This is a genomic window from Mycobacterium sp. Dal123C01 (assembly GCF_052566995.1).
Genome location: NZ_CP199580.1, coordinates 5,736,256 through 5,758,409 on the forward strand (window position 1 = coordinate 5,736,256; position 22,154 = coordinate 5,758,409).

Consider the following 22,154-nt stretch of genomic DNA (forward strand, 5'->3'; position numbering starts at 1 on the left):
TGCTGGGTATATCAGGCTGTACTCAGGACTCAAGGAGGAGTCATGACCGGTTCCCCGGCTAGTTTCCAAGGCCGCGATGCTGTCATCGTCGGCGCCGTCCGCACCCCCATCGGCAAAGGCAAGGCCAGCGGCGCGCTGCACGATGTGTTGCCCGTCGACCTGTTGGCGCACAGCCTGCGCGAACTGGTGGCTCGCACCGGTGTGGACCCGGCGCAGGTTGACGACGTCATCGCCGGTGCGGTCACCCAGGTCGGCGATCAAGCGGTCAACATCGCGCGCAACGCGTTGCTGGGGGCGGGCTTCCCGGAGTCGGTTCCGGGCGTCACAATCGATCGCCAGTGTGGCAGCAGCCAGCAGGCCATCAGCTTCGCCGCCCAGGGCGTTATCGCCGGCGCCTACGACCTGGTGATCGCCGCCGGCGTGGAGTCGATGAGCCGCGTGCCGATGGGCACCCAGGTGTTGCCGGGCAGCGACCCGTTTGGCGAGGGTATGGCCGCGCGCTACCCCGAAGGCCTTGTGCCGCAGGGCATCAGCGCCGAACTGATCGCCGCCAAGTGGGGCTTCTCGCGCACCCAACTCGACGAGTTCTCCGCCGGCAGCCACGACAAGGCCGCCCGCGCCACCAAGGACGGGCTGTTCGAGAACGAGCTGATCCCGATCGCCGGGCTGTACACCGACGAGATCATCCGCCCCGCCACCACGGTGGAGACGCTGGCCGCGCTCAAGCCGGCGTTCTATAGCGACAAGATGAAAGAGCGCTTCCCGCAGATCAATTGGGAGATCACACCAGGCAACTCGTCGCCGCTTTCGGACGGCAGCGCCGCGGTGTTGATCACCACCAGTGAGGTCGCCAAGAAGCTGGGCCTGCGCCCATTGGCGCGCATTCACACCACGACCGTGGTGGGCGACGACCCGCTTTACATGCTGACCGGCGTCATCCCGGCGACCGAGAAGGTGCTGCGGCGGGCCGGCCTGACACTGGCCGACATCGACCTGTTCGAGGTCAACGAGGCCTTCGCGCCCGTCGTGCTGGCCTGGGCTCATGACACCGGGGCGGATCTGGCCAAGACCAACGTCAACGGCGGTGCCATTGCGATCGGTCACCCGCTGGGCGCCAGTGGTGCCCGTATCATGACCACGATGGTCAACGCGCTCGAGCAGCGCGGCGGCCGGTATGGACTGCAGACGATGTGCGAGGGCGGCGGAATGGCCAATGCCACCATCATCGAGCGGCTCGGCTAGCCGGGCCCGGCAGGATGAAGGAGCACGGAAATGAGCGTAATCCGAGCCGCCGCAGTGCAACTCAGTCCGGTGCTCTACAGCCGGGAAGGCACTGTTGAGCGGGTAGTCGACAAAATCGAACAGCTGGGCCGTCAGGACGTGCAGTTCGCGGTTTTTCCGGAGACCGTGGTCCCCTACTACCCGTATTTCTCTTTCATCCAGCGTCCGTTCGAGATGCGGCCGACGGAACACCTCAGGCTGCTGGATCAGGCCGTGACGATACCGTCGCCGGCCGTGGACGCGATTGCCGCGGCGGCGCGAGCCGCCCACCTGGTGGTGTCCATCGGCGTCACCGAGCGTGACGGTGGCTCGATGTACAACACGCAGCTGTTGTTCGACGCCGACGGCACGCTGCTACAGCGCCGGCGCAAGATCATGCCGACCTACCACGAACGGATGATCTGGGGACAGGGCGACGGCAGCGGACTACGGGCCGTCGACAGCGCGGTCGGGCGCATCGGGCAGTTAGCGTGTTACGAGCACTTCAACCCGCTGGCGCGGTATGCGCTGATCGCCGACGGCGAGCAGATCCACGCCAGCATGTTTCCGGGATCCTTTGGCGGCGACCTGTTCGCGCGACAGATGGAAGTCAGCGTGCGCAATCACGCTCTCGAGTCCGGCGCCTTCGTCGTGAACGCCACCGCCTGGCTCAACGCCGATCAGCAGGCGCAGATCATGGCCGACACCGGTGGTCCGATTGGCCCGATCTCGAGTGGCCAGTTCACCGCGATCATCACGCCCCAGGGTGAGTACTTGGGCGAGCCGCTGCGTTCCGGCGAGGGCGAGGTGATCGCCGATCTCGACTTGTCGCTGATCGACGGCCGAAAGGTACTGATGGATGCCGTCGGCCACTACGGTCGACCTGATTTGCTCAGCCTGGTGGTCGATCGCACGCCCCGCCAGTACGTGCATGAGCACATTGAGCAATTCGCTGGCATCGCTACCGAGGAGGCCGAGCATGCCCACGTCTGATCCCCATGAAATCCCCTTTCAAGGCGTGCGGGTGCGCTACGACAGTGCCAAGAGCTACGACGAGTTGGTGGCCGCGTTGCTGGCCGATATCGGCGAGCGGCCGGTCCCGATCGACGAGATCCCGAAGGCGTTCAAGACCTGGGATTCGTACGAGGAGAAGGTCCAATCATATGTCGGGCCAAGCGGATTCATGCTATTCAACCTGTTCAACCATGGCGGCTGGATCACCAAGGCCGGTATCGACCGCAAAGTGTTGCGGGTTATCCTCGGTAACCCGCTGATCGCCGTCACGATGTTGCGTCATGACGTGACCGCAGGTTTGTTCGCCCCGGTCGAGTTGCTGATCGCCGACGAACCAGACAGCCGCAGCAGCCTGACCTACGTCAAGCCGTCCTCGCTGATGGTCATCGAGCCCAATCCGGAACTACTCAGTGCGGCAACCGAACTCGACACAAAGCTGGCAGCATTGGCCGCAAAGGTCACGGCAAACTAATCCCGGGCCGGCTGGAAATCAGAGCCAGCCGGTGCGGGCGGCGGCGACGGGCTCGGCGGGGGCCGGGGCCAATTTCCCGTCCCGCACGCCGTCGAGCATCCGCTTCACCGCGCCGACAATCTCCGGCGCGGCCGCGGCGAGTCCGGCCTTGTCGGCCTCGGGAACCTCATCGGCATCGACGCCCGCGCGGGCCAGCACGGCGGCCGGATCGGCAAGCTGTCCGGCCAGCCAGGACACCGGGTCGGCGGACAACTCGGGGACGAAGTTCCGGGGTCCGGGCTCCCAGCCGTTAAATCGAGGGTGGTGATGAGCCCGGTCCAGCGTCCCCGGCGGGCTCTCGGTCGACCCGAAAAGGTCTACCCGCCACACCGGGCGGTTGAAGGCAATCGGGATACCGGCGTATATCGAGCCCTGAGGCTCGGCCCGATCGACCACACGGAGTTCCAGCCTGACTCCCCGTTCCGGGGTTTCCTGACCTTCGTTCGGGGTCGGGTCGACGAAAAACATGTCCCCGACGACTACGCCTAGGGTTTCAAATCCAAACGCTGCGAGCATATTTCCAGAGTAGACCTAGCCGGGACCCTGCCTCGAGAAGAAGCGGACAGGGCGGCTCCCGATAGCCCGGTGAAGTGTTTCCAGTAGAGCCAGTCGGCGACAGCGCAGCGCTGCTCAACGGGGCCGGCTGCGATGCGCGCGTCGTTGCTGACGACGTATTGGGCGCGGCCGAGGTAGGCGTGGAAGGCCTGCAGGTGTGGCGCCTGGCCGGCTCGACCGGGTAGCTGCTTAGGCCGCCCGGTTATCGGTGTTGGCCGTCGCTTGCTCGGCCTGTTTGATGGCCCGCTTGTCGCGACGCCAACCCCGAACGGTGGCGATCGCGGTTTTGAGTCCGCGCCGCCGACCGGTCACCGGATCGGCACCCGCGAAACCGGGCTCCAGTTCGGCGAACATCCGCTCGCTGCGGGTTTCCGGTGCGTTGTCGGCGTTGTCGAGCAAGTACTTGTCGGGCAACGACAGCTTGGCGATCGTGCGCCAGGTCTTGCCGTACTGCATCAGGAACGAGCCTGTGGTGTAGGGCAAGTCGTACTTGTCGCACACCGCACGCACTCGCACCGAGATCTCGTGCAGCCGGTTGCTGGGCAGATCCGGGTACAGGTGGTGCTCGATCTGGTGGCACAGGTTGCCGCTCATGAATCGCAGCAGCCATCCGCCCTCGAAGTTGGCACTGCCCAGCATCTGGCGCAGGTACCACTGGCCCTTTGTTTCGCCGATCATGTCGGTCTTGGTGAATTTCTCTGCGCCATCAGGGAAGTGGCCGCAGAAGATGACGGCGTTGGCCCACACGTTGCGGATCACGTTGGCAACGGCATTGGCCTTCAGCGTGGATGTATAGGTCGCGCCGGGTGACAGCGAGGTCAGCGCCGGGAACGCGACATAGTCCTTGAGCACCTGGCGACCGGCCTTGGCGAAGAACTCTTCTGTCCGCTGCCGGAGATCATCGTGGTCCATCCGTTTCTTCATGATCTTGCCGATCTCCACGTGCTGCAGGCCGACGCCCCATTCGAAGCCAAGCGCGAGCATTGTGTTGAACAACAGGTTGAAGATGTTGAAGCGCTTCCAGCGCTGGTCACGGGTGACGCGCAGCAGGCCATAGCCGACGTCGTCGTCCATCCCGAGGATATTGGTGTACTTGTGGTGCACGAAGTTGTGGGTGTACCGCCAGTGCTTGGACGACCCGCTCATGTCCCACTCCCAGGTCGAGGAGTGAATCTCCGGGTCGTTCATCCAGTCCCACTGGCCGTGCATGACGTTGTGGCCGATCTCCATGTTCTCGACGATCTTGGCCACACCCAGCGTCACGGTGCCCGCCCACCACGCCGAACGCCGTGAGCTGGCGGCCAGCATCAGCCGGCCGGTTACCTCCAGCGCGCGCTGGGCTGCGATGGTGCGACGGATGTAGCGGGCGTCCTGCGCGCCGCGTGAGTCTTCAATGTCCTGGCGGATGGCATCTAGCTCAACGGCCAGGCCTTCGATGTCCGCGTCCGTCAGATGCGCGAATACGTCGACGTCTGTAATCGCCATCGTCTTCATCTCCTCTGCGGTCGATAGTCGGGTGACGTACCTACGCTATCGTAACCTACGAGTCCGTAGGTTACCTATGAGTAGCATTTAGATGTCGAGCACACAATCGCCTGATGCGGCAGAAATGCAGGTCTGCACGCGGCTTCCGGGTTCGCGTTCCTGGCCGGTTCGCAGATCACGGACGTGGCCCTCTAGTAGCGGAACGACACACGACTGGCAGATCCCCATCCGGCAGCCGAACGGCATCTGCACTCCGGCGCCCTCCCCCGCGTCCATCAGCGATGTCGCGGCATCGGCGGCCACCGTACGGCCGCTTCGCCCGAAGGTGACAGTTCCGCCGGCTCCGGCGGGTGCGGCCTTGGACACCGCGAATCGCTCCAGGTGCAACCGGTCACTGATGCCCGCGGACGTCCAGATCTTCTCGGCCTGGGTGAGCATGCCCTCGGGCCCGCAGGCCCAGGTTTGGCGTTCGCGCCAATCCGGCACCTCGTCGTCGAGCCGACCCAGGTCAAGCCGGCCCTGGACGCGGGTCTCGCGTACCTGCAGCCGGTACTCGGGGTGAACCGACGCCAGCGCGGACAACTCGGCGCCGAACATCACATCCGATTCGGTGGGCGCCGAATGCATGTGCTGGATGTCGCCAATTTGCTTGCGGCGCACTAATGTTCGCAACATCGACATCACCGGAGTGATTCCGGATCCCGCGGTGAGGAACAGAATCGACGGCGGGGCCGGGTCGGGCAGCACGAAGTTGCCCTGGGGCGCGGCGAGTCGCACGATCGTCCCCGGATCGACACCGGCCACCAAATGGGTGGACAGGAAGCCCTCCGGCATCGCTTTCACACTGATGGTCACCGTGCGCTCGGGGCCAACTCCGGATCGCGCGACCGGGCTCGAGGTCAGCGAATACGACCGCCAGCGCCAGCGCCCCTCCACCAGCAATCCGATCCCGATGTACTGCCCCGGCTCGTAGTCGAAGCTGAAGCCCCAGCCGGGTTTGATCACCAGGGTCGCGGAGTCTTCGGTCTCCCGCCGGACCTGCACGATGCGGCCCCGCAATTCCCGCGCCGACCACAGCGGGTTGGCCAGGTGCAGATAGTCGTCGGGCAGCAGCGGCGTCGTGATGCGCGCAGCGATTTTGCGCAGCGCATGCCAGCCGGGGTGCCGTTCCGCCCCAGCGATGGTGGGGCGGCTGGTTTCGCCGACATTGGCGGTAATCGATTGATATTTCTTGCCCATAGGAAGCTCCTGCTCACGATGCGGCGTGTAGCTTCCGCTCACGTTGGGGGACGAAGCCCGGAAGGTTCTCGGGCTCCTCCACTGCCGCCTAGTTTAACGTAACTTACGGTACCGTAGCTAGGCGTGACGGCCTGGATTGCATCACAGCGTGGGGTGTGTCGCGGCGGTCACAACAGGTCGAGCAGGAACGGCAGCTCCTGGTTCGCGTACCAGGCCAAATCGTAGTCCTGCGCATCGCCGACAATCAGGTCTGCATCCTCATCCCCCAGGTCAGCGGCATCGATAGCCTCGATCGCGTTCACGACGGCCGGCTCGGCGTCGGCGTTGTCGACATAGGCGGCGACCACCCGGTCGATTGCTACCGGCCCAGCGAGTCTGACGACGGCGTCGTCGAGATCGGGACGGAAGGTGGCCCCGGATTCACCAAGGTCGACTTCGGCGGCCAGCACCGCGCGCCGCGGCCGCGCCGCCCCGTCGGCCCCCTCGGCCTCATGGGCCGCCAGCAGGCGCAGCGAGGCCAACGCGGCCTCACGCAACGCCACGTCGGCAAGCTCATCGTCATCGCCCTGCGCATAGGCCTCGCGCAATGTCGGCGTCACCGCGAAGGCGGTGCCGTTGACTGGTCTCAGCGAGCCATCGGCGACAAGCCGCTGCAACATCGGCACCGTGGCCGGAATGTAGACCTGCATCGCGGCTAGTTCTCGATCAAGGTGGCCGCGTAGTCGTCGACATACCTCGACAGCTCACGCGGCGGGCGCTGGTAGCTGCCGGTCTCAATGGGGTGTTCCGGCAACTCAACCTTCGGCTCTTCGACCTCGTGGTACTCGATGCTGGATAGCAGATGGTGCATCATGTTCAGCCGTGCGTGTTTCTTGATATCGGATTCCACGACATACCAAGGGCTTACCGGAGTATCGGTGTGCACCATCATCTCGTCCTTGGCGCGCGAATAGTCCTCCCAGCGATACACCGACTCCAGGTCCATCGTGGACAGTTTCCAACGCCGCACGGGGTCGTTGCGGCGCGCGCGGAAACGGCGCAGCTGTTCGGCCTCGGAAACTGAAAACCAATACTTGCGCAGCAGAATCCCGTCGTCGATCAGCATCTGCTCGAAGATCGGCGTCTGCCGCAAAAACAGCGCTAGTTCCTGCGGTGTGCAGAATCCCATGACCTTCTCGATACCGGCGCGGTTGTACCACGACCGATCGAGCAGCACGATTTCGCCTTTGGTGGGCAGATGGGCGATATACCGCTGGTAGTACCACTGGCCGCGCTCGCGATCGGTAGGCACCGGCAACGCGGCGATGTGGGCGGTACGGGGGCTGAGGTATTCGGTGATCCGTTTGATGGCACCACCCTTGCCCGCGGCGTCCCGGCCTTCGAACAGGACCACGATTCGTGCGCCGGAATGCCGCACCCACTCCTGCAGCTTCACGAATTCTGTTTGTAGCCGGAATAATTCGGCCTCATAGACGGCATCGGAGATCTTGGGTGCATCCCGCGCTGCCGATTTCTTTTTCTTCGCTTTCGCCGGCGTGCCGTCATTCGAGGTACCCACAACAACGAATGCTATCTGCACACACCAATTTTCACCGCCGAACAACTAGCGGGAAGCTTCGAGGAGTTCCTCAAGTGATTGCTTCAACAAGGCCGGCAGCAGCTCGACGTCGCTCATCGCCTCGCGGTCGGCGTTGATTCCGAAATAAATCGTGCCCTTGTAGGACGTCACACCGATGGCCAGCGCCTGATTATGCAGCAGTGGCGGCACGGCATAGGTCTCCAGCAGTTTGGTGCCGGCGATGTACATCTGCGACTGAGCCCCCGGAGCATTGGTGATCAGCAAGTTGAACAACCGCGCCGAGAAGTTGGTGGCGACCCGGATACCCATGGCGTGCAGGGTGGGTGGCGCAAAGCCCGACAACGTGACGATGGTCCTGGCGTCGACCAGGCGGGCGGCGGATGGATTCGATTCGGTGGCGTGCGCGATCTGCGACAGCCGCACCACCGCGTTGCCCTCACCCACCGGCAGGTCAACCAGGAACGGCGTGACCTGACTGATCATCTGGCCGGGACCGGTCGAGTCGTGTTGGTCCTCGGCATAGACCGAAAGCGGTGCCATCGCCCGGATCGTCGCGCTCGATGACACTCCTTCCCCGCGGGACATCAACCAGTTGCTTAATGCGCCGGTCACGACCGCCAGCACCACGTCGTTGATGTCGCAGTCGTAGCGGGCTCGCACCGCGCGAAAGTCTTCGAGGTTTCCGCGGGCGACGGTGAACCGCCGATGACGCGAGACGGTCGCGTTGAGCGGGCTGCTCGGCGCGGTGCCACGCGCGACCGTGCGCGCGATGTCGACGACCCGGCGGCCCACGTTGAGCAGTTCGCCATAGTTTGTTGCTGCCCCGGCCAGCGCGGAGCTGACCGCCTGCAGCTGGGTGCCCGGCCCCATCACCCAGTCGCCAATCGCGCCGACCAGTAACCGGGTCGAGCCGGGCTCCCGTTCCGGAATCCAGATGTCTTCCGGGAACGGCGGCGGATGCCGCGTCCGGTCGGCGATCACGTGGTTGATCTCCAGCGCGGTCATCCCGTTGATCAACGCCTGGTGCGACTTGGTGTACAGGGCGACTCGACTTTTGGCCAGCCCCTCAACCAGGTACATCTCCCACAGCGGCCGCGACTTGTCCAGCGGCCGCGCGGCCAGCCGGGCTATCAGCTCGTGCAGCTGCTCATCGCTGCCCGGCGACGGCAGCGCCGAGCGCCGCACGTGATAGGTGATGTCGAAGTCGGCGTCGTCGATCCACACCGGCCTGGCCATCCCGACCCCTATTTCGCGGACCTTCTGGCGGTAGCGCGGTATCTGCGGGAGCCGGCGTTCGACGGCGGCGAGCAGAGTCTCGTAGCTCAGCCCGGCGCGCGGACGCTGCAGGATGGACAGCGATCCGACGTACATCGGGGTGGCGCTGTTCTCCAGCCGATAGAAGGACGCGTCCGATGTGGACAACCGGGTCACCATTGCGGGCCTGGCCTCCTTGGTCAATCCTTGGTGTTCCCCGATATTCTCGCCCACCGTAATCGTCCGCGAGCGCCAAACACGGCGCGGGTACGCGCGATGTCGAATTGTGCGATGATGACCGGCAATTGAAAGACCTATTGTCTGCCACTCTCCTGCAGGCCGCTCGTTCACAGCCGATTTGGAGAGTGCGCGTTGACCATCAGCCCCGTAAGCCCGGCTCACCGTGACGCTTTCGCGGTCGTGCCCGTCGTCGAGTACGAACCACCGCCGCAAGACATGTCGCGCAACGACGCCCCGTGCCGCCAGTCACCCTTGCCGCGCCGGACCGGCAGCGGTCCCCGCCGGCCTTACCGCGGGCGAGCCGTCAGGCAACCGGAGCCGACGGCGGCGGCGTGGCCCGCGGCCATGCGCCAGGCCGCGATTTTCGCCGACGCCGCACTGCGCCGGGTACTGGAAGTCATCGACCACCGCCGTCCGGTGACCCAGCTCCGGGGGCTGCTGGTGCCCGGCCTGGTCGACTCCGTGCTGTCGGTCAGCCAGTCGGCCGCCGGACACCAGGGCGCCGCGGTCTTGCGCCGGATGCGACTGCAGCCCTCCGGGTACCGGGATCCGGAAGCCGCCGCCGAGGTGTTCGGCTCCTACAGTCGCGGGGACCGGATCCATGCCATCGCCGCTCGGGTGGAGAAGCTGCCCGCCAGCGGCGGAGCCCGGTGGCAAGTGGTGGCCCTGCACATCGGCTGACGCGCGCGGCGTCAGGCCGGCGTCGCGGCACCACCCTCGGGCGGCGGGCCGCCGGAGAATCGCGCCAGCACCGGACCCGCGATCGCCATGATGAACACATACGCGGTCGCCAGCCCGGCCACGACCGGGATCCCCGCGCCGACCAGTCCGATGATGATGAGCGAGAACTCGCCCCTCGCGACGAGCGCGGTGCCGGCACGCAACTGCCCGCGCCGGGCCACCCCGTCGCGCCCAGCGGCGAAGATCCCGGTGGCCACCTTCGTCGCCGCGGTGACGACGGCCAGGATCAGCGCCACCGGAAGCATCGGAACCAGCTCCTTCGGGTCCACCGACAGACCGATCGCCACGAAGAAAATCGCGGCGAAAAGGTCACGCAGCGGACCCAGCACCTTGCGCGCCCGCTGTGCGGTGTCGCCGGTCAGGGTGAGCCCGACCAGGAATGCGCCGACGGCTGCCGAGGCGTGCAGCGACTCGGCCAATGCCGCCACCATCAGCGTGACCCCAAGGACCCTCAGTAACAACTGCTCGGAGTCGGCGTTCGCCACCAGCCGGCCTACGTGATGGCCCCAGTAATAGGACGCGGCGAACGCCGCGAAGAGAGCACCGATCGCGATCGTCATTCCCGCGACAGCCTCCAACCAGGTGCCGCCGGACGCGAGCACCGCGAACAGCGGCAAGTAGGCGGCCATCGCGAAGTCCTCGAGTACCAGCACCGACAACACGGCTGGCGTTTCGCGATTACCGAGCCGGCGCAAGTCCTCCAGCAGGCGCGCGATCACACCCGAGGAGGAGATGTAGGTGACGCCGGCCAGGGCCAGGATCGCGACACCGTCGAACCCGAGCAGCCATCCCGCCACCGCCCCGGGTGTCGCGTTGAGAACCACATCGACACCGGCCGACGGCAGATGGTGCCGCAAGCTGGCGGCGAATTCCGTCGCGGAGAACTCCAGACCCAGGGTCAGCAGCAGCAGGACGATGCCGATGGGCGCGCCCGTCACGATGAACTCGCCGGCGGCGGCCAGCGGCCAGATACCGCCTTTGCCCAGCGAAAGACCCGCCATCAAGTACACCGGTATTGGAGAAAGCGCGAATCGCCGCGAGACGGCGCCCAACACCGCGAGCGCAGTCAGGAGGGCGCCGAGCTGAAACAGCAGGGCCTCCGAAACCTGCACTGGCTCAGCCCTTGTCGACGATCTGCTCGACCGCGGCGATGCCCTCTTCGGTGCCGATGACGATCAAAACGTCTCTCGCGCGCAGCATCTCATCCGGACCCGGCGAGGCGAGCACAACTTCGTCGCGCACGATCGCGACTATGGACGCCCCGGTGCGGGTGCGGGCGTGGGTATCACCCAATGGGTGGTCGACGAATGGGCTGCCCGGCTCGATATGGACCTGACCCGCCTCGAGGCCGGGCACCTCGCGGGTCAGTTCGGTGAACCGCTCGGCAATGCGGGGAGCGCCCAGAATCTGGGCCACCGTGTCGGCCTCTTCGTCGGTGAGGTGGAACACCGGCCGGGCCTGGTCCGGATCGTCGGACCCATACAGCACGACGTCGAAGTCGCCGCCACGCCGCGCGATAATGCCGATCCGGTCGCCCTTGTGGCTGATGAACTCGTATCGCAGACCGACGCCCGGCAGCAACACCTCCTTGACATCCATATCCGCAACATACCGGGAATCCACAACGAAATTCAGCACAGATTGCCCCCATACAGAGCGATCTCATATCCACGCAACGGCGCTAGTGTTACCGAATGGACGGAAACACAGTCAGCGTCGAGCGGGTCATCAAAGCACCGCCGAACACGATCTTCGCGCTGCTGGCCGACGCCGGCAAACACGCCAGCTTCGACGGGTCGGAGTCGGTGGATCACGCTACGCAGAATTCGGTTCCCCTGACGATGGGTTCGAAATTCGGGATGGCGATGCGCGGCCGCAAGGAGACGCTGTTCATCCCCTACCGCACCACCAACACCGTCATCGAGTACGAGCCGGACCAGCGCATCGCATGGCAGACCACCGCGATCGGCGGTCTGGTCGGTGGCCGCATCTGGCGCTACGAGCTGAGTCCGGTCGACGGCGGCACACGTGTCCGCGAAACCTGGGACGTGTCGCAGGAGAAGAACAAGCGAATGGTCATCAGCGGCTCGATGCCCCAACGAACCGAGCAAGGCATGGCCGCCACCCTGGACCGGATCGCGACGCTTCTCGAGGGCTAGTGCTGGCGCGCCGTGGCGTGCGGATGCGGGCGTGGCCACGGCAGCAGCGCCGGCACCTCGCGGCGGTAAGCGCAGTACTGGTCGCCCAGCGCCGCGACCAGGTCGTGCTCCTCCAGCTGCACAGCGACCAGGATGTAACCCGTTGTGGCGACAGTGAACAGCAGGTGCCCGGCCGTCATCGTCGGTGTCGACCAGAACGCGACGAGGAAGCCCAACATAAGCGGGTGTCGCACCAGCCGGTAGAGGAGTCGGACACGAAAGTCCAAGTCGCGGTACGGTTTTCCACGCCAGGCCAGATATACCTGACGCAGGCCGAATAAGTCGAAGTGGTTGACCATGAAGGACGAGAAGAATACCGTCGCCCAACCGAGCCAGAACAACGCCCACAGCGCCACCCGTGCCGCCGGCAGATTCACGTCCCAAACGAGGTCCGGCAGCGTCCGCCACTGCCAGTAGAGCAGCAACAGCGCGCCGCTCGCCAGGACCACGTAGGTGCTGCGCTCAATCGACGTGGGCACAAATCGCGTCCACCACCTCTTGAACGCGGGCCGCGCCATCACGCTGTGCTGGACCGCGAAAACACCAAGCAGCAGTACGTCGATCAGCACCGCCTGGCCCACGGGGGCCGAGAGCGCGTGGTCGACACTGCGTGGCACCCCGATGTTGCCCACGAATCCGATCGCGTACACGAACGACACCAGGAACAACAAGTAAGCCACCGCGCCGTAACAGATTGCGAAATATCGACTCATGAACCCATTGTCCGCCGAATCCCGCCTCAAGGAATGGGGCGATTGCCTCAATTTCCGTCGGTCACGGGATTGACAACCCCTGTTGTAACGCATACATGCTGGCGCCGATGCGATTTGAGACGCCGATCTTCGCGTAGGTGCGCTCGACGTGGTTGCGGACCGTCTTCTCGCTGATCACCAACGCCGCCGCGATTTCCTTGTTGGAGGCGCCGCGGGCGACGAGGCAGAGCACTTCAACCTCGCGCGGGGTGAGCCTGCCCGGACGCGACTTGGGGCGCTGGGCGGACTGTCCCGCCGCATGCAGCACCGCTTCGACGGCGACGGGGTCGAGCTCGCCGGCACGCACCCGCTCCTGCAGCCGCCGCGTGGCCGCTCCGGGTGACAGCTCGTCGCGGTATGGCCTTGGCTCGCAAGCGGATTGGTAGCTGACCGCGGCCGCCAGGATACGATCGGGCAGGCCCAACGCGGTCCCGGCAAGCCCGCGTGGGTATCCCGATCCGTCCAGGCATTCATGGTGGTTGCCGGCGACCTCGGCCAGCCGCCGGAGCCCGCGGACCTGGTTGAGAATCCGCACGGTCAGATAGGGATGCAGTCGAACCCGCTCGAATTCGCCGGCGGTCAACGACCCTGGCTTGGACCATATTTGATTCGACACTCCGATGCGGCCCAGGTCGTGAACGTGGCCCGCACGTCGTGTCAGGGCTGCCGCGCCGGCGTCGACACCGACCGCGAGAGCCGCGTCGCCGGCGAGCCCGGCCACCGCGCGCGAATGCCCAAAGGTGAACGGGCACTTGAGGTCGACGAAGTCTCCGAATGCGACAAGAAGTGCGTCGAGCGCCTTGTCGTCAAGCCGGTGGTGGCGATCGGGCGCCTCACGCAGTGCCGCGCCCCACACATCGCCGGGGGCCGGGCCGGCCAAGATCGCGTCGGCGTGCCGGGTAAACGTGTCGACGACCTTGGGGTCGAACTGGCCACCGCGGCGGCTGCGAGCCATGGCCACGGCGCCCTCGACACCGTACGCGCGGTGATGCACCTCGGCCATCTCGGCGAGCTGAGCGACCCGCATCGGTATCGGAATCCCGTCACCGTGCACACCGGCGGGCAGGCCGCCGCCGTCGTAACGCTCGAAAGCGAACGCGAGCGACGCCTGCACGTCGGGACCCAGTCCGATTCGATCGGCCAGCACCGCGGCGGAGGTGCAATGCGAATGGATCAACCGGGACAACTGACCGCGCGCATTGGCGAACAGGGTTGCCATGATGGCCACCCGGTGCGTCAACGACTGACCCCGACCGACGTTGCCCATCAGGAACCGCAAGTACGGCAGTCCCGACCAGTCGACCAGGTACGAATCATGCCGTACGGCAATGTCGTCGCCGAACCATCGCGCGTATTCATGGGAGTCGGCATGGCACCCGATCCACATGATCAACGTCGTGTAGTAGACGCAATCCCGTTGCGCGTCAGTGAACCCCAGTCGTTCCGCGAGCCGGGTCGCGATCAGTGCAGCGCGCAGCATGTGCTCGGCGGGTTGTCCCAAGCCGAGGTCGATTGCCACCGACAGCGCCGCCAGCAGCTCCGCCCGGCTGGGTGCCTCACCCGCCGGTGCCGGCTCGGCTGTGTGCGGCGCCATCGGCTCATTGTCCTCTTCGCTCGACGGCGCGGTGCCGGCTCGGGTCGAACGTCTCGAAATGCCCCGAGCCCACTACGAACAAACCCCGCTGCGGTGGCCGAAAGCTCTCCAGCCGGGCTTGCTCGCGCAGCGGTCCGACCGGTCCGAGGTCCACGCCGCGCAACACCGCACGCGACCGGTCCACAGCCCACACCCGCTTGGGCGCGATCGTGAACCGCTGGCCGTTCGGCGCGGTCCCGGACAAGCGGACCTGTCCCGCGCCCAACGTCGGTCCGGCCGCTCGGCCGATTGCGCCCAGCGCCAGCCGGTTGGTCCACGCTCCGCCCGGCATCCGGCGGCCGATCGCGCTCATCAGCCGCGTCGACGAGGTTGCGCGCAGCTCTATCTCCCATTCGAGCAGTCCCGAGATGCCGACGAATAGCGACCACGGGGTGACCCACGCGATGTCGATATCGCACTGCACCGGGTCCCGCGGAGTCGCCGAACTGAAGTAGCGGGCGCAGCTCTGCGGACCCGGCGTTGTCGCATAGAACGTCCAGATGCCGTCGGGATCGCGGTGCCATACCGATCGGTACCCGGGCGAGAAGGTCGTTGCCGGAAAGTGACGCAAGGCCAGGTAATGCCCGCCGGCGAAGGGCAGGCCCATCACACCGAACCCGACAAATCGTTCGTCATCTCCGTCCGGCAGGACGGGGTTTTGCAGAACGGCCGTGGCGGCGTCGGCAGGAGTCGTGGTCATGCACCGATGCTGTGCGGCGCCGATGGATCGGCGCATGAGGCTTATGCCTCAAATCGTTTAGCGGTCGGCGTCCGAGGACAGTCAAGCCGCCAGGCGTGCGGCGAGTTCGGCACCGACGCCCAGGATCACAACGACCAGCGCGAGCGTCGCGGCCGGTACCATCCCGCGAGACAGTGGGCTGTGGCCGGACCGCATGGCGCGCAACGTCCCGCGATAGCGATTCGATCCAAAGAACACAACAGTGGCGCCGCCCGCCACGGTGAGAACGATCCCGGGCCAGGACGGCAGGTGGTCGGTGAAGTCCCAGCGCAGGAGCAACGCGCCGGCGGTCATCGCACCCACTCCGGTGCGCTGCCAGGCCAGTGCCGTGCGCTCGGCCTGCGCGCCGACGTCTAACAGCTCTCGATCCGTCATTTGGCGGTCTCGGCGACGATGATCAGAAGCGCGGCGGCGGCGGCGATGATCGTCACGCCCACCACCACGAGCCGTGGCAACGGATCCGTCGGCAGCGAACGGTTCTCGCGCAGCGCACGCTCAGCACGATCCCACCGTCCGTACGCGCCGACCGTGACGATCAGGGCGAGGATCAACAGAAGCACCGTGATCGCGATACGGAATGACCGCGGACCGAAGTCGTGCACGAGGCTGGCCAGTGCTACCGCTCCGGCCAGCAGTGCCAGCCCGGTGCGAACCCACGCCAGAAACGTTCGCTCGTTGGCGAAGGTGAACCGATAATCCGGATCGGTTCCGATTGATCTCAAGGGTGGCTTGCGCGGGAACATCGGAAACTCCTGCTATTGGCTGGCTCCCAGTGGAACGAAGCGGTGCCGCCGAGATTGGCTGCGGCGGCACCGCTTCGCTGGTGCTTAGACGTAGTCTTTGTACTTGTCGAGTAACCGGACAGGCTTGGACAGCGCGTCGCGACGGAACGGGTCACCCAGCTCCCGGGTGCACATGATCTCGATGACCGTCGTCTTGCCCTCGTTCATCTGAGCAGCCACCGCGCGCTGCAGCGCCGGCCCTACCTGATCGAGCTTCTCGACGACAATTCCTTCGGCACCCATGGCCTCGGCAATGCCGGCGAATGACTCGCTTTCCAGCTCGGCAGCGACGAACCGTCGGTTGTAGAAGTCCACCTGGTTCTTCTTCTCGGCGCCCCATTGCCGGTTGTGGAACACGACGCCGGTGACGGGGATGTCGTGGCGAACCGCGGTCATGATCTCCCCCATGCTCATGGCCCACGCGCCATCGCCGGCGTAGGCGATGGCCGGCCGTTCGGGAGCAGCGGCCTTCGCGCCGATAATCGTCGGCAGGGCATAGCCGCAGTTGCCAAAGCTCATCGGGGCCAGGAAGCTGCGTGGCTTCTCGAACCGCAGGTAACTGTTGGCAACCGAGTTGATGTTGCCGATGTCGGTGGACACCATGACGTCCTCAGGCATCGCCTTCTCGAGTTCGCGCAGCACCTGGCGAGGGTGCAGCCAGTTGCCTTCCTCTTCTTCTTGTTCGGCAATCATGTCGAGGCTGAACGCGTCGCGCTCGTGGATCCATTCGCTCAGTTCGGTTTCCCACGCGTCCTTTTCGGCCTGGATGGTGGCTCCGCGCTGCTCCCGGGTGGCGTCGCTGGCCAGTGTCCGGTTCTGGATCCGCTCCACCAGCGCGACGGCAGCGGCCTTGGCGTCGCCGCAGATGCCCACGCTGATCTTCTTGACCAGACCCAGCATCTTCTGGTCGGCATCGATCTGGATGATCTTGGCGTTCTTCGGCCAGTAGTCCATCCCGTGCTGCGGCAGGGTGCCGAACGGACCGAGCCGGGTACCCAGCGCGATCACCACATCCGCGCGGGAAATCAGCTTCATCGCCGCCTTGGAGCCTTGGTAGCCGAGCGGACCGGTCCACAACGGGTGGCTGGCGGGGAAGGAGTCATTGTGCAAGTAGCTGTTCACCACCGGGGCGCCTAGGCGTTCGGCGAGTGTCTTGCATTCCTCGATACCGTCGCCCATGACCACGCCGCCGCCCGAGATGATCACGGGGAACTCGGCTTCCGCGATCAACGCGGCGGCCTCGTCGAGGCTCTGCATACCGCCCGGCCCGCGGTCGAGCCGGCACGGTTGCGGGATCTCGGCTTCGATTTCGCCATAGAAATGGTCGCGGGGGATGTTCAGTTGCGTCGGACCCATCTCGGTGGTGGCGCGGTCGAAACAGCGTCCGGTCAGCTCGGCCATGCGACGCGGATTATTCACGTGCCCTTGATATTTCGTGAACTCCTGGAACATCGGCAGCTGGTGCGCCTCCTGGAAACCGCCGAGACCAATCCCCATCGTGCCAGTCTCTGGGGTGACTATGACGACGGGGCTGTGTGCCCAGAAGGCGGCCGCGATCGCGGTCACGCAGTTGCTGATTCCCGGGCCGTTCTGGCCGATGACGACACCATGTCGCCCGCTGACGCGGGCATACCCATCGGCCATATGCGCTGCGCCCTGCTCGTGTACCACCGGGATGAGCCGGATTCCGGCCGGCGCGAAGATGTCCATTGCATCCATGAAAGCCGACCCCATGATGCCGAAAATCTCAGTGACGCCATTGGCCACCATCGTTTCGACGAATGCCTCGGACGGGGTCATGCGCCGCACCCCCGATACGGCGGCGCGGGTGGTTGTCTGGGTCATCCGGTCGTCCTCCTCAGTCCACGTTATCCGAAAAAGCGGAACATTTTGTTCCTAATTTTGGATCCTAGATGGACAATAGAGCGCATCAGGGGATGGAGTCAATCAGGATTCGTAGATCCGGAACATCTCGTCTTGTTTTTTCGCACAGTTCGCGGTTTCATGGAAACGTACTCACGACGAGGAGGGGTTTATGGGCGAGATCCGTCGGCTCGACGACGCCGCACCGTTCGCCGGGACGGAACTGTCCGGCGATACCCCGACGCTGCGGTTGTTCTCGCTGCTCGAGCTCATCGCCTCGAAGGACCAGTTGTTCACCCTGCAGGGTTTAGTGGAGACGACCGGAATGGCCAAGCCGACTCTGCATCGCATGCTGCAACAGCTCGAGAGTGCCGGGCTGCTGATTCGCGAGAACAACGGCCGCCACTACGGCGTCGGGGCCCGGATGCGTCGCATGGCGGAAAGCCTGTTGCTCAACGACACTCACCACGGGGCGCGTCACTCCGTATTGCGCAGCCTGGTGGAGGAACTCGGTGAGAGCTGCAACCTGACCACGCTGTCGGGCAACGAGATCGTCTATCTCGATCGTGTGGAAACGATTGAGCCGCTGCGCTTTACGTTGCACCCGGGATCGCGCGTGCCGGCGCATTGTTCGGCGAGCGGAAAGATCATCATGTCTCAGCTGGCCCCTGCTCAGCGGCGCCGGCTACTGGAGGCGGCGCCGCTCAAGAAGTACACCCCCAACACCGTCACCGATGTGGACCAGATTGAGGAGGAGCTCAAGCAGGTTCGCCGGGATGGTTACGCAATCGACGACCAGGAGTTCCTGCCCGGCCTCGTCTGCGCGGCGGTTCTGGTCCCGTCGAGTTCGGGAATCTCCAACCTGGGCATTGCCGTTCAGGCACCGGTCATGCGGCTGACGCCCGATAAGGCGTTGCGGGTGTTGCCCGCGTTGCGCCGAGCCGCGGATGCCATCGGCGAGGTCGAGGCCGAGGTCGCCGATGGCGAGTCGTCGCGAGAGAGTTCATGACTCACCTGGTGTCGGCGCGAGACCTCTTCGGCATCGATTCGGACCTGCAAGTGCCGGCTCTCTGCGAAACGAACGAGCATGTGCCGGAGGTCGACCCGGCCTACCGGTTCGACGAATCCGTCACACTGGCACTGCTCGCCGGCTTTGCGCACAATCGGCGCGTCCTATTACAAGGCCTGCATGGCACGGGCAAATCCACGCACGTCGAGCAGGTCGCCGCACGGCTCAACTGGCCGTGCGTGCGGGTTAATCTCGACGGCCAGCTCAGCCGGATGGATTTCATCGGGCGCGATTCAGTGACGTTGCGAGATGGCCAACAGGTCACAGAGTTTCAAGAAGGCATCCTGCCGTGGGCGATCCAGCGACCGGTCGCGTTGGTCCTCGACGAATACGATGCGGGCCGGCCGGACGTCATGTTTGTGATCCAGCGCATCCTCGAGCACGACGGGAAGCTGACGCTGCTGGACCAGAACCGGGTGATCACCCCGCATCCGTGCTTCCGGCTCTTCGCGACGGCGAACACCGTCGGGCTCGGCAACCTCAATGGGCTCTACCACGGCGCCCAGCGGCTCAACCACGCGCAGATCGATCGATGGAACATCGTCGCATCACTTAATCACCCACCGCCGCAGGCGGAGATCGACATCGTCGTAGCGAGGGTGCCCGATGTCGACATTGGTCTTATCGCCTCAATGGTCGCCGTGGCGAACCTGACCCGCAGCGGTTTTCGCGTCGGCGACCTTTCGACCTTGATGTCCCCGCGCACCGTGATCACGTGGGCGGAGAACGTCACGATCTTCAACGATGTCGATCTCGCCTTCCGGTTGTCGTTCGTCAACAAATGCGACGACGCCGAACGGCCAATCGTCGCCGAGTACTTCCAGCGCTGCTTCGATCGCGAGCTCGATGAGCCCGCGGCGCGCGTCGCATGAACAACTTCCACCACGAGCAGCACGTCCGCGAACTTCGCGCCGCATCAATACGTGCGTTGAGCGACCAGCGCGACTTACACTTCCGCGGAACCGCTCTGTACCGGAGGCGGCGGCGGGTGCCGATGCCGGCGCCGCACCTGCATCCGCCTGCCGATCGCGGCGCCGCCGACGGGATCGCACTTCGGTTGCGGCACCACAATCCTCACGTGCATGCCGCGTTTTTACCCGAGCGCACGGCGAGTCGGCTGGTCTTCGAGATGCTCGAACAGTTCCGGGTGGAGTCGCTGATCCCGGCATCGTGGCCGGGTGTGCGGCGCAACGTCGGCGAGCGGTTTCGCAGTTGGTCGCAGGAGTTCGAGGCATCGCGTTCGGCCGAGACATCGTCGGGCTTACTGCTATACACGGTCGCGCAGGTCTGCCGCTCCTGGATTATGGCGGAGCCGATCGCCGAACGGACTGAGGATCTGATCGAACAGACCAGGCTCGGACTGGCCCCCACGATAGGCCATGAACTTGTGTCTCTTCGCCGAGAGCGGCACTGCCAGAGTGCATTCGGGCAACACGCCCGGGCCATCGCGGACCAGGTCGCGGAGCTGCCGCAGTTACAAACCCAGCCCGGGGAGCAGGAAACGCAACTCGACGCGTTCGAGTGGCTGTTCGACTCCGAGTCCGACGACCACGCCACGCCGCCCGGGCCGGGCGGTCCCGGCCGTGCGCTCGACGACGAAAGCGCCGAGTACCGGGTATTCACCCGGGCCTACGACGAAACACGCGGCGTCAGATCGCTCGCGCGGCCGGCTCAACTGCGCGAGTACCGTGAGCGCCTCGATCGGGCGATCGAGGCCACCGGGATCAGCGCACGACCGCTCAGCCGTCGGCTTGCCGATCTACTGGCCGAACCGTGCGCCGACGGCTGGGAAGGAGGCCGCGATTTTGGTTACGTCGACGGGCGCCGGCTCGCCCAACTGGTGGCCAAGCCGAACGAGCGCAATATCTTCCGAGCCGAAGCTGTTGCGCCCCGAACCGAGGCACTTGTCTGCTTTCTCGTCGACTGCTCGGGGTCAATGAAAGCCTTCAGCGAGCCGGTGGCGGTGTTGGTCGATGTGTTCGCGCGTGCGCTGGAACTCGCCGGAGTCGGCTGCGAGGTACTCGGCTTCACGACCGCCTCGTGGAACGGCGGGCGGGTCCGGCGCGACTGGGTCCGCTCCGGGCGTCCCCGTAATCCTGGACGCCTGAACGAAATACGCCACCTCGTGATCAAAGACGCGGACACGTCCTACCGATCTGCCCGCACCGCGATTGCCGGGCTTCTCAAGGTCGACCTCTACCGCGAAGGTGTGGACGGTGAGGCGGTCGAATGGGCCCGTCGTCGGCTGGAGGCCCGTGACGAACAGCGACGCATAGTCGTCGTGATCTCCGATGGCAGCCCGATGGATGGCGCCACCTGCCTCGCAAACAATCGGAACTACCTAGACCAACATCTGGCCGATGTCCTCGCCACAAGATCGGATGTCGCGGTCTGTGCGATCGGCATGGGGTTGGACCTGAGCACCTACTACAACCGTTGCGCGGCACTGGACCTCACCGGAGGGGTAACCCACCGGGTGCTGTCCGACGTACTGCAGACGATTGCATTGGCATCTAGAGGAGGGCAGTACCGTTGACAGAACCACGAATCGCGCTGGTTGCGTTGGACATCGCCGGCACCAGCATCGACGAGGGCGGGGCCGTTTACGTGGCGCTGCGTCGAGCGGTTGAGTCCCACACCGGCAAGCCGATTCCCGACGACGTGTTCGACCGGTGGAAGGGTACCGGTAAGCGCGAGGCGATCACAGGACTGCTTGGGCCGGCGACGGTGGACGAGATCGATGCCGTCGAGGCCGAGTTCACCGAGTGGCTGCTCGACGCATACCGATCGGTGCCGCCGGTGCCGCTGCCCGGCGTCGTGGACGCTTTCGCCCTTTTGCACGCTAACGACGTCAAGATCGTTCTGCAGACCGGCTATTCGCGTGCGATCGCTGGTCCGCTGCTAGATCAGGTCGGTTGGCGGATCGGGCGCGACATTGACGCGGTAATCACCAGTGACCAGGTGCCGGCAAGCCGTCCCGCGCCGTACCTGATCTTCCGCGCGATGGAGGCGGTTGGTGTGCAGAGCGTGTCGGAGGTGCTCGTCGCCGGTGACACGCCAAATGACCTGCGAGCAGGGGTAAATGCCGGCGCCAAGTATGTGGCCGGAGTCCTCACTGGTGCCCACGACGCGGCTAGTCTGCGGGCCGCGCCGCATACCCACATCCTTGCCAGCGCTGCCACCATTCCCGAGGTCCTCAGGCTGCGCGAGGTAGTGACCTCGTTCTGATCGGGCCCGTCG

The 22,154-nt window shown here is 65.2% G+C and carries 24 protein-coding genes; 10 read left to right on the plus strand and 14 right to left on the minus strand.

The window, feature by feature from the left end; genetic code table 11:
• Positions 1–42: 42 nt before the first annotated feature.
• The 3 genes from ACTXG5_RS26820 to ACTXG5_RS26830 are packed head-to-tail and all read left to right on the plus strand — an operon-like array spanning position 43 to position 2,746.
• Entirely contained in the window at positions 43–1,242 is a 1,200-nt protein-coding gene (locus ACTXG5_RS26820) for a thiolase family protein (RefSeq protein WP_445161662.1), read from the plus strand.
• 30 nt (positions 1,243–1,272) lie between these two features.
• The gene (locus tag ACTXG5_RS26825; protein ID WP_445161663.1) at positions 1,273–2,253 is read left to right on the plus strand and encodes a carbon-nitrogen hydrolase family protein; all 981 of its coding nucleotides are present in this window, start codon (positions 1,273–1,275) and stop codon (positions 2,251–2,253) included.
• Positions 2,240–2,746, plus strand: coding sequence for a DUF302 domain-containing protein (locus ACTXG5_RS26830; protein WP_445161664.1), 507 nt, complete (start codon positions 2,240–2,242; stop codon positions 2,744–2,746). Before ACTXG5_RS26825 ends, ACTXG5_RS26830 begins: the two co-directional genes overlap by 14 nt.
• An 18-nt stretch (positions 2,747–2,764) precedes the next feature.
• On the opposite strand, the gene ACTXG5_RS26835 is transcribed toward ACTXG5_RS26830, so the two are convergent.
• On the minus strand, positions 2,765–3,301 hold the full coding sequence (locus ACTXG5_RS26835; RefSeq protein ID WP_445161665.1) for a hypothetical protein: 537 nt from the start codon (positions 3,299–3,301) through the stop codon (positions 2,765–2,767).
• Positions 3,302–3,375: 74 nt separating this feature from the next.
• On the opposite strand from ACTXG5_RS26835, the gene ACTXG5_RS26840 reads away from it, so the two are divergent.
• Positions 3,376–3,525: a hypothetical protein gene (locus ACTXG5_RS26840; RefSeq protein WP_445161666.1), complete on the plus strand. Its 150-nt coding sequence runs from the start codon at positions 3,376–3,378 to the stop codon at positions 3,523–3,525.
• A gap of 4 nt (positions 3,526–3,529) precedes the next feature.
• Here ACTXG5_RS26840 and ACTXG5_RS26845 read toward each other — a convergent pair whose 3' ends face one another.
• From ACTXG5_RS26845 to ACTXG5_RS26865, 5 genes are all read right to left on the minus strand, one after another.
• Positions 3,530–4,825, minus strand: a complete 1,296-nt coding sequence (locus tag ACTXG5_RS26845; protein WP_445161667.1) for a fatty acid desaturase family protein — start codon at positions 4,823–4,825, stop codon at positions 3,530–3,532.
• A gap of 87 nt (positions 4,826–4,912) precedes the next feature.
• On the minus strand, positions 4,913–6,064 hold the full coding sequence (locus ACTXG5_RS26850) for a ferredoxin reductase (RefSeq protein WP_445161668.1): 1,152 nt from the start codon (positions 6,062–6,064) through the stop codon (positions 4,913–4,915).
• Positions 6,065–6,231: 167 nt separating this feature from the next.
• The gene (locus ACTXG5_RS26855) at positions 6,232–6,753 is read right to left on the minus strand and encodes a DUF6912 family protein (RefSeq protein ID WP_445161669.1); all 522 of its coding nucleotides are present in this window, start codon (positions 6,751–6,753) and stop codon (positions 6,232–6,234) included.
• A gap of 5 nt (positions 6,754–6,758) precedes the next feature.
• The gene (gene ppk2 / locus ACTXG5_RS26860; RefSeq protein WP_445161670.1) at positions 6,759–7,622 is read right to left on the minus strand and encodes a polyphosphate kinase 2; all 864 of its coding nucleotides are present in this window, start codon (positions 7,620–7,622) and stop codon (positions 6,759–6,761) included.
• A gap of 45 nt (positions 7,623–7,667) precedes the next feature.
• Positions 7,668–9,077, minus strand: a complete 1,410-nt coding sequence (locus tag ACTXG5_RS26865; RefSeq protein ID WP_445164613.1) for a WS/DGAT/MGAT family O-acyltransferase — start codon at positions 9,075–9,077, stop codon at positions 7,668–7,670.
• 192 nt (positions 9,078–9,269) lie between these two features.
• Here ACTXG5_RS26865 and ACTXG5_RS26870 point away from each other — a divergent pair, with 192 nt between their 5' ends.
• On the plus strand, positions 9,270–9,818 hold the full coding sequence (locus ACTXG5_RS26870; RefSeq protein WP_445161671.1) for an Rv3235 family protein: 549 nt from the start codon (positions 9,270–9,272) through the stop codon (positions 9,816–9,818).
• A gap of 11 nt (positions 9,819–9,829) precedes the next feature.
• Here ACTXG5_RS26870 and ACTXG5_RS26875 read toward each other — a convergent pair whose 3' ends face one another.
• Positions 9,830–10,990 (minus strand): cation:proton antiporter, encoded by a 1,161-nt coding sequence (locus ACTXG5_RS26875; protein ID WP_445161672.1) that lies wholly within the window; start codon positions 10,988–10,990, stop codon positions 9,830–9,832.
• Positions 10,991–10,994: 4 nt separating this feature from the next.
• A complete protein-coding gene (locus ACTXG5_RS26880; protein ID WP_445161673.1) occupies positions 10,995–11,477 on the minus strand; it encodes a cation:proton antiporter regulatory subunit in 483 nt (160 codons plus the stop codon).
• 95 nt (positions 11,478–11,572) lie between these two features.
• On the opposite strand from ACTXG5_RS26880, the gene ACTXG5_RS26885 reads away from it, so the two are divergent.
• Positions 11,573–12,037, plus strand: a complete 465-nt coding sequence (locus ACTXG5_RS26885) for an SRPBCC family protein (protein WP_445161674.1) — start codon at positions 11,573–11,575, stop codon at positions 12,035–12,037.
• Here ACTXG5_RS26885 and mddA read toward each other — a convergent pair.
• The 6 genes from mddA to xsc form a co-directional block, all read right to left on the minus strand.
• Complete coding sequence (gene mddA / locus ACTXG5_RS26890) at positions 12,034–12,789, minus strand: methanethiol S-methyltransferase (RefSeq protein WP_445161675.1); 756 nt, start codon at positions 12,787–12,789, stop codon at positions 12,034–12,036. The genes ACTXG5_RS26885 and mddA overlap by 4 nt on opposite strands.
• Before the next feature lie 61 nt (positions 12,790–12,850).
• The gene (locus ACTXG5_RS26895; protein WP_445161676.1) at positions 12,851–14,422 is read right to left on the minus strand and encodes an HD domain-containing phosphohydrolase; all 1,572 of its coding nucleotides are present in this window, start codon (positions 14,420–14,422) and stop codon (positions 12,851–12,853) included.
• 4 nt (positions 14,423–14,426) lie between these two features.
• A complete protein-coding gene (locus ACTXG5_RS26900) occupies positions 14,427–15,161 on the minus strand; it encodes a hypothetical protein (protein ID WP_445161677.1) in 735 nt (244 codons plus the stop codon).
• An 81-nt stretch (positions 15,162–15,242) separates the two neighbouring features.
• Positions 15,243–15,575, minus strand: a complete 333-nt coding sequence (locus ACTXG5_RS26905) for a DUF202 domain-containing protein (protein WP_445161678.1) — start codon at positions 15,573–15,575, stop codon at positions 15,243–15,245.
• Positions 15,572–15,943 carry a YidH family protein gene (locus tag ACTXG5_RS26910; RefSeq protein ID WP_445161679.1) on the minus strand — a complete coding sequence of 124 codons (372 nt, stop codon included), beginning with the start codon at positions 15,941–15,943 and terminating at the stop codon, positions 15,572–15,574. Before ACTXG5_RS26910 ends, ACTXG5_RS26905 begins: the two co-directional genes overlap by 4 nt.
• Before the next feature lie 84 nt (positions 15,944–16,027).
• The gene (gene xsc, locus ACTXG5_RS26915; RefSeq protein WP_445161680.1) at positions 16,028–17,827 is read right to left on the minus strand and encodes a sulfoacetaldehyde acetyltransferase; all 1,800 of its coding nucleotides are present in this window, start codon (positions 17,825–17,827) and stop codon (positions 16,028–16,030) included.
• Between the two features lie 190 nt (positions 17,828–18,017).
• On the opposite strand from xsc, the gene ACTXG5_RS26920 reads away from it, so the two are divergent.
• The 4 genes from ACTXG5_RS26920 to ACTXG5_RS26935 are packed head-to-tail and all read left to right on the plus strand — an operon-like array spanning position 18,018 to position 22,142.
• Positions 18,018–18,854, plus strand: coding sequence for an IclR family transcriptional regulator (locus ACTXG5_RS26920; protein ID WP_445161681.1), 837 nt, complete (start codon positions 18,018–18,020; stop codon positions 18,852–18,854).
• Complete coding sequence (locus ACTXG5_RS26925) at positions 18,851–19,786, plus strand: AAA family ATPase (RefSeq protein WP_445161682.1); 936 nt, start codon at positions 18,851–18,853, stop codon at positions 19,784–19,786. Before ACTXG5_RS26920 ends, ACTXG5_RS26925 begins: the two co-directional genes overlap by 4 nt.
• Positions 19,783–21,450 carry a cobaltochelatase CobT-related protein gene (locus ACTXG5_RS26930; protein ID WP_445161683.1) on the plus strand — a complete coding sequence of 556 codons (1,668 nt, stop codon included), beginning with the start codon at positions 19,783–19,785 and terminating at the stop codon, positions 21,448–21,450. Before ACTXG5_RS26925 ends, ACTXG5_RS26930 begins: the two co-directional genes overlap by 4 nt.
• Entirely contained in the window at positions 21,447–22,142 is a 696-nt protein-coding gene (locus ACTXG5_RS26935) for a phosphonatase-like hydrolase (RefSeq protein WP_445161684.1), read from the plus strand. The genes ACTXG5_RS26930 and ACTXG5_RS26935 overlap by 4 nt, the downstream gene beginning before the upstream one ends.
• The last annotated feature ends 12 nt before the right edge of the window (positions 22,143–22,154 follow it).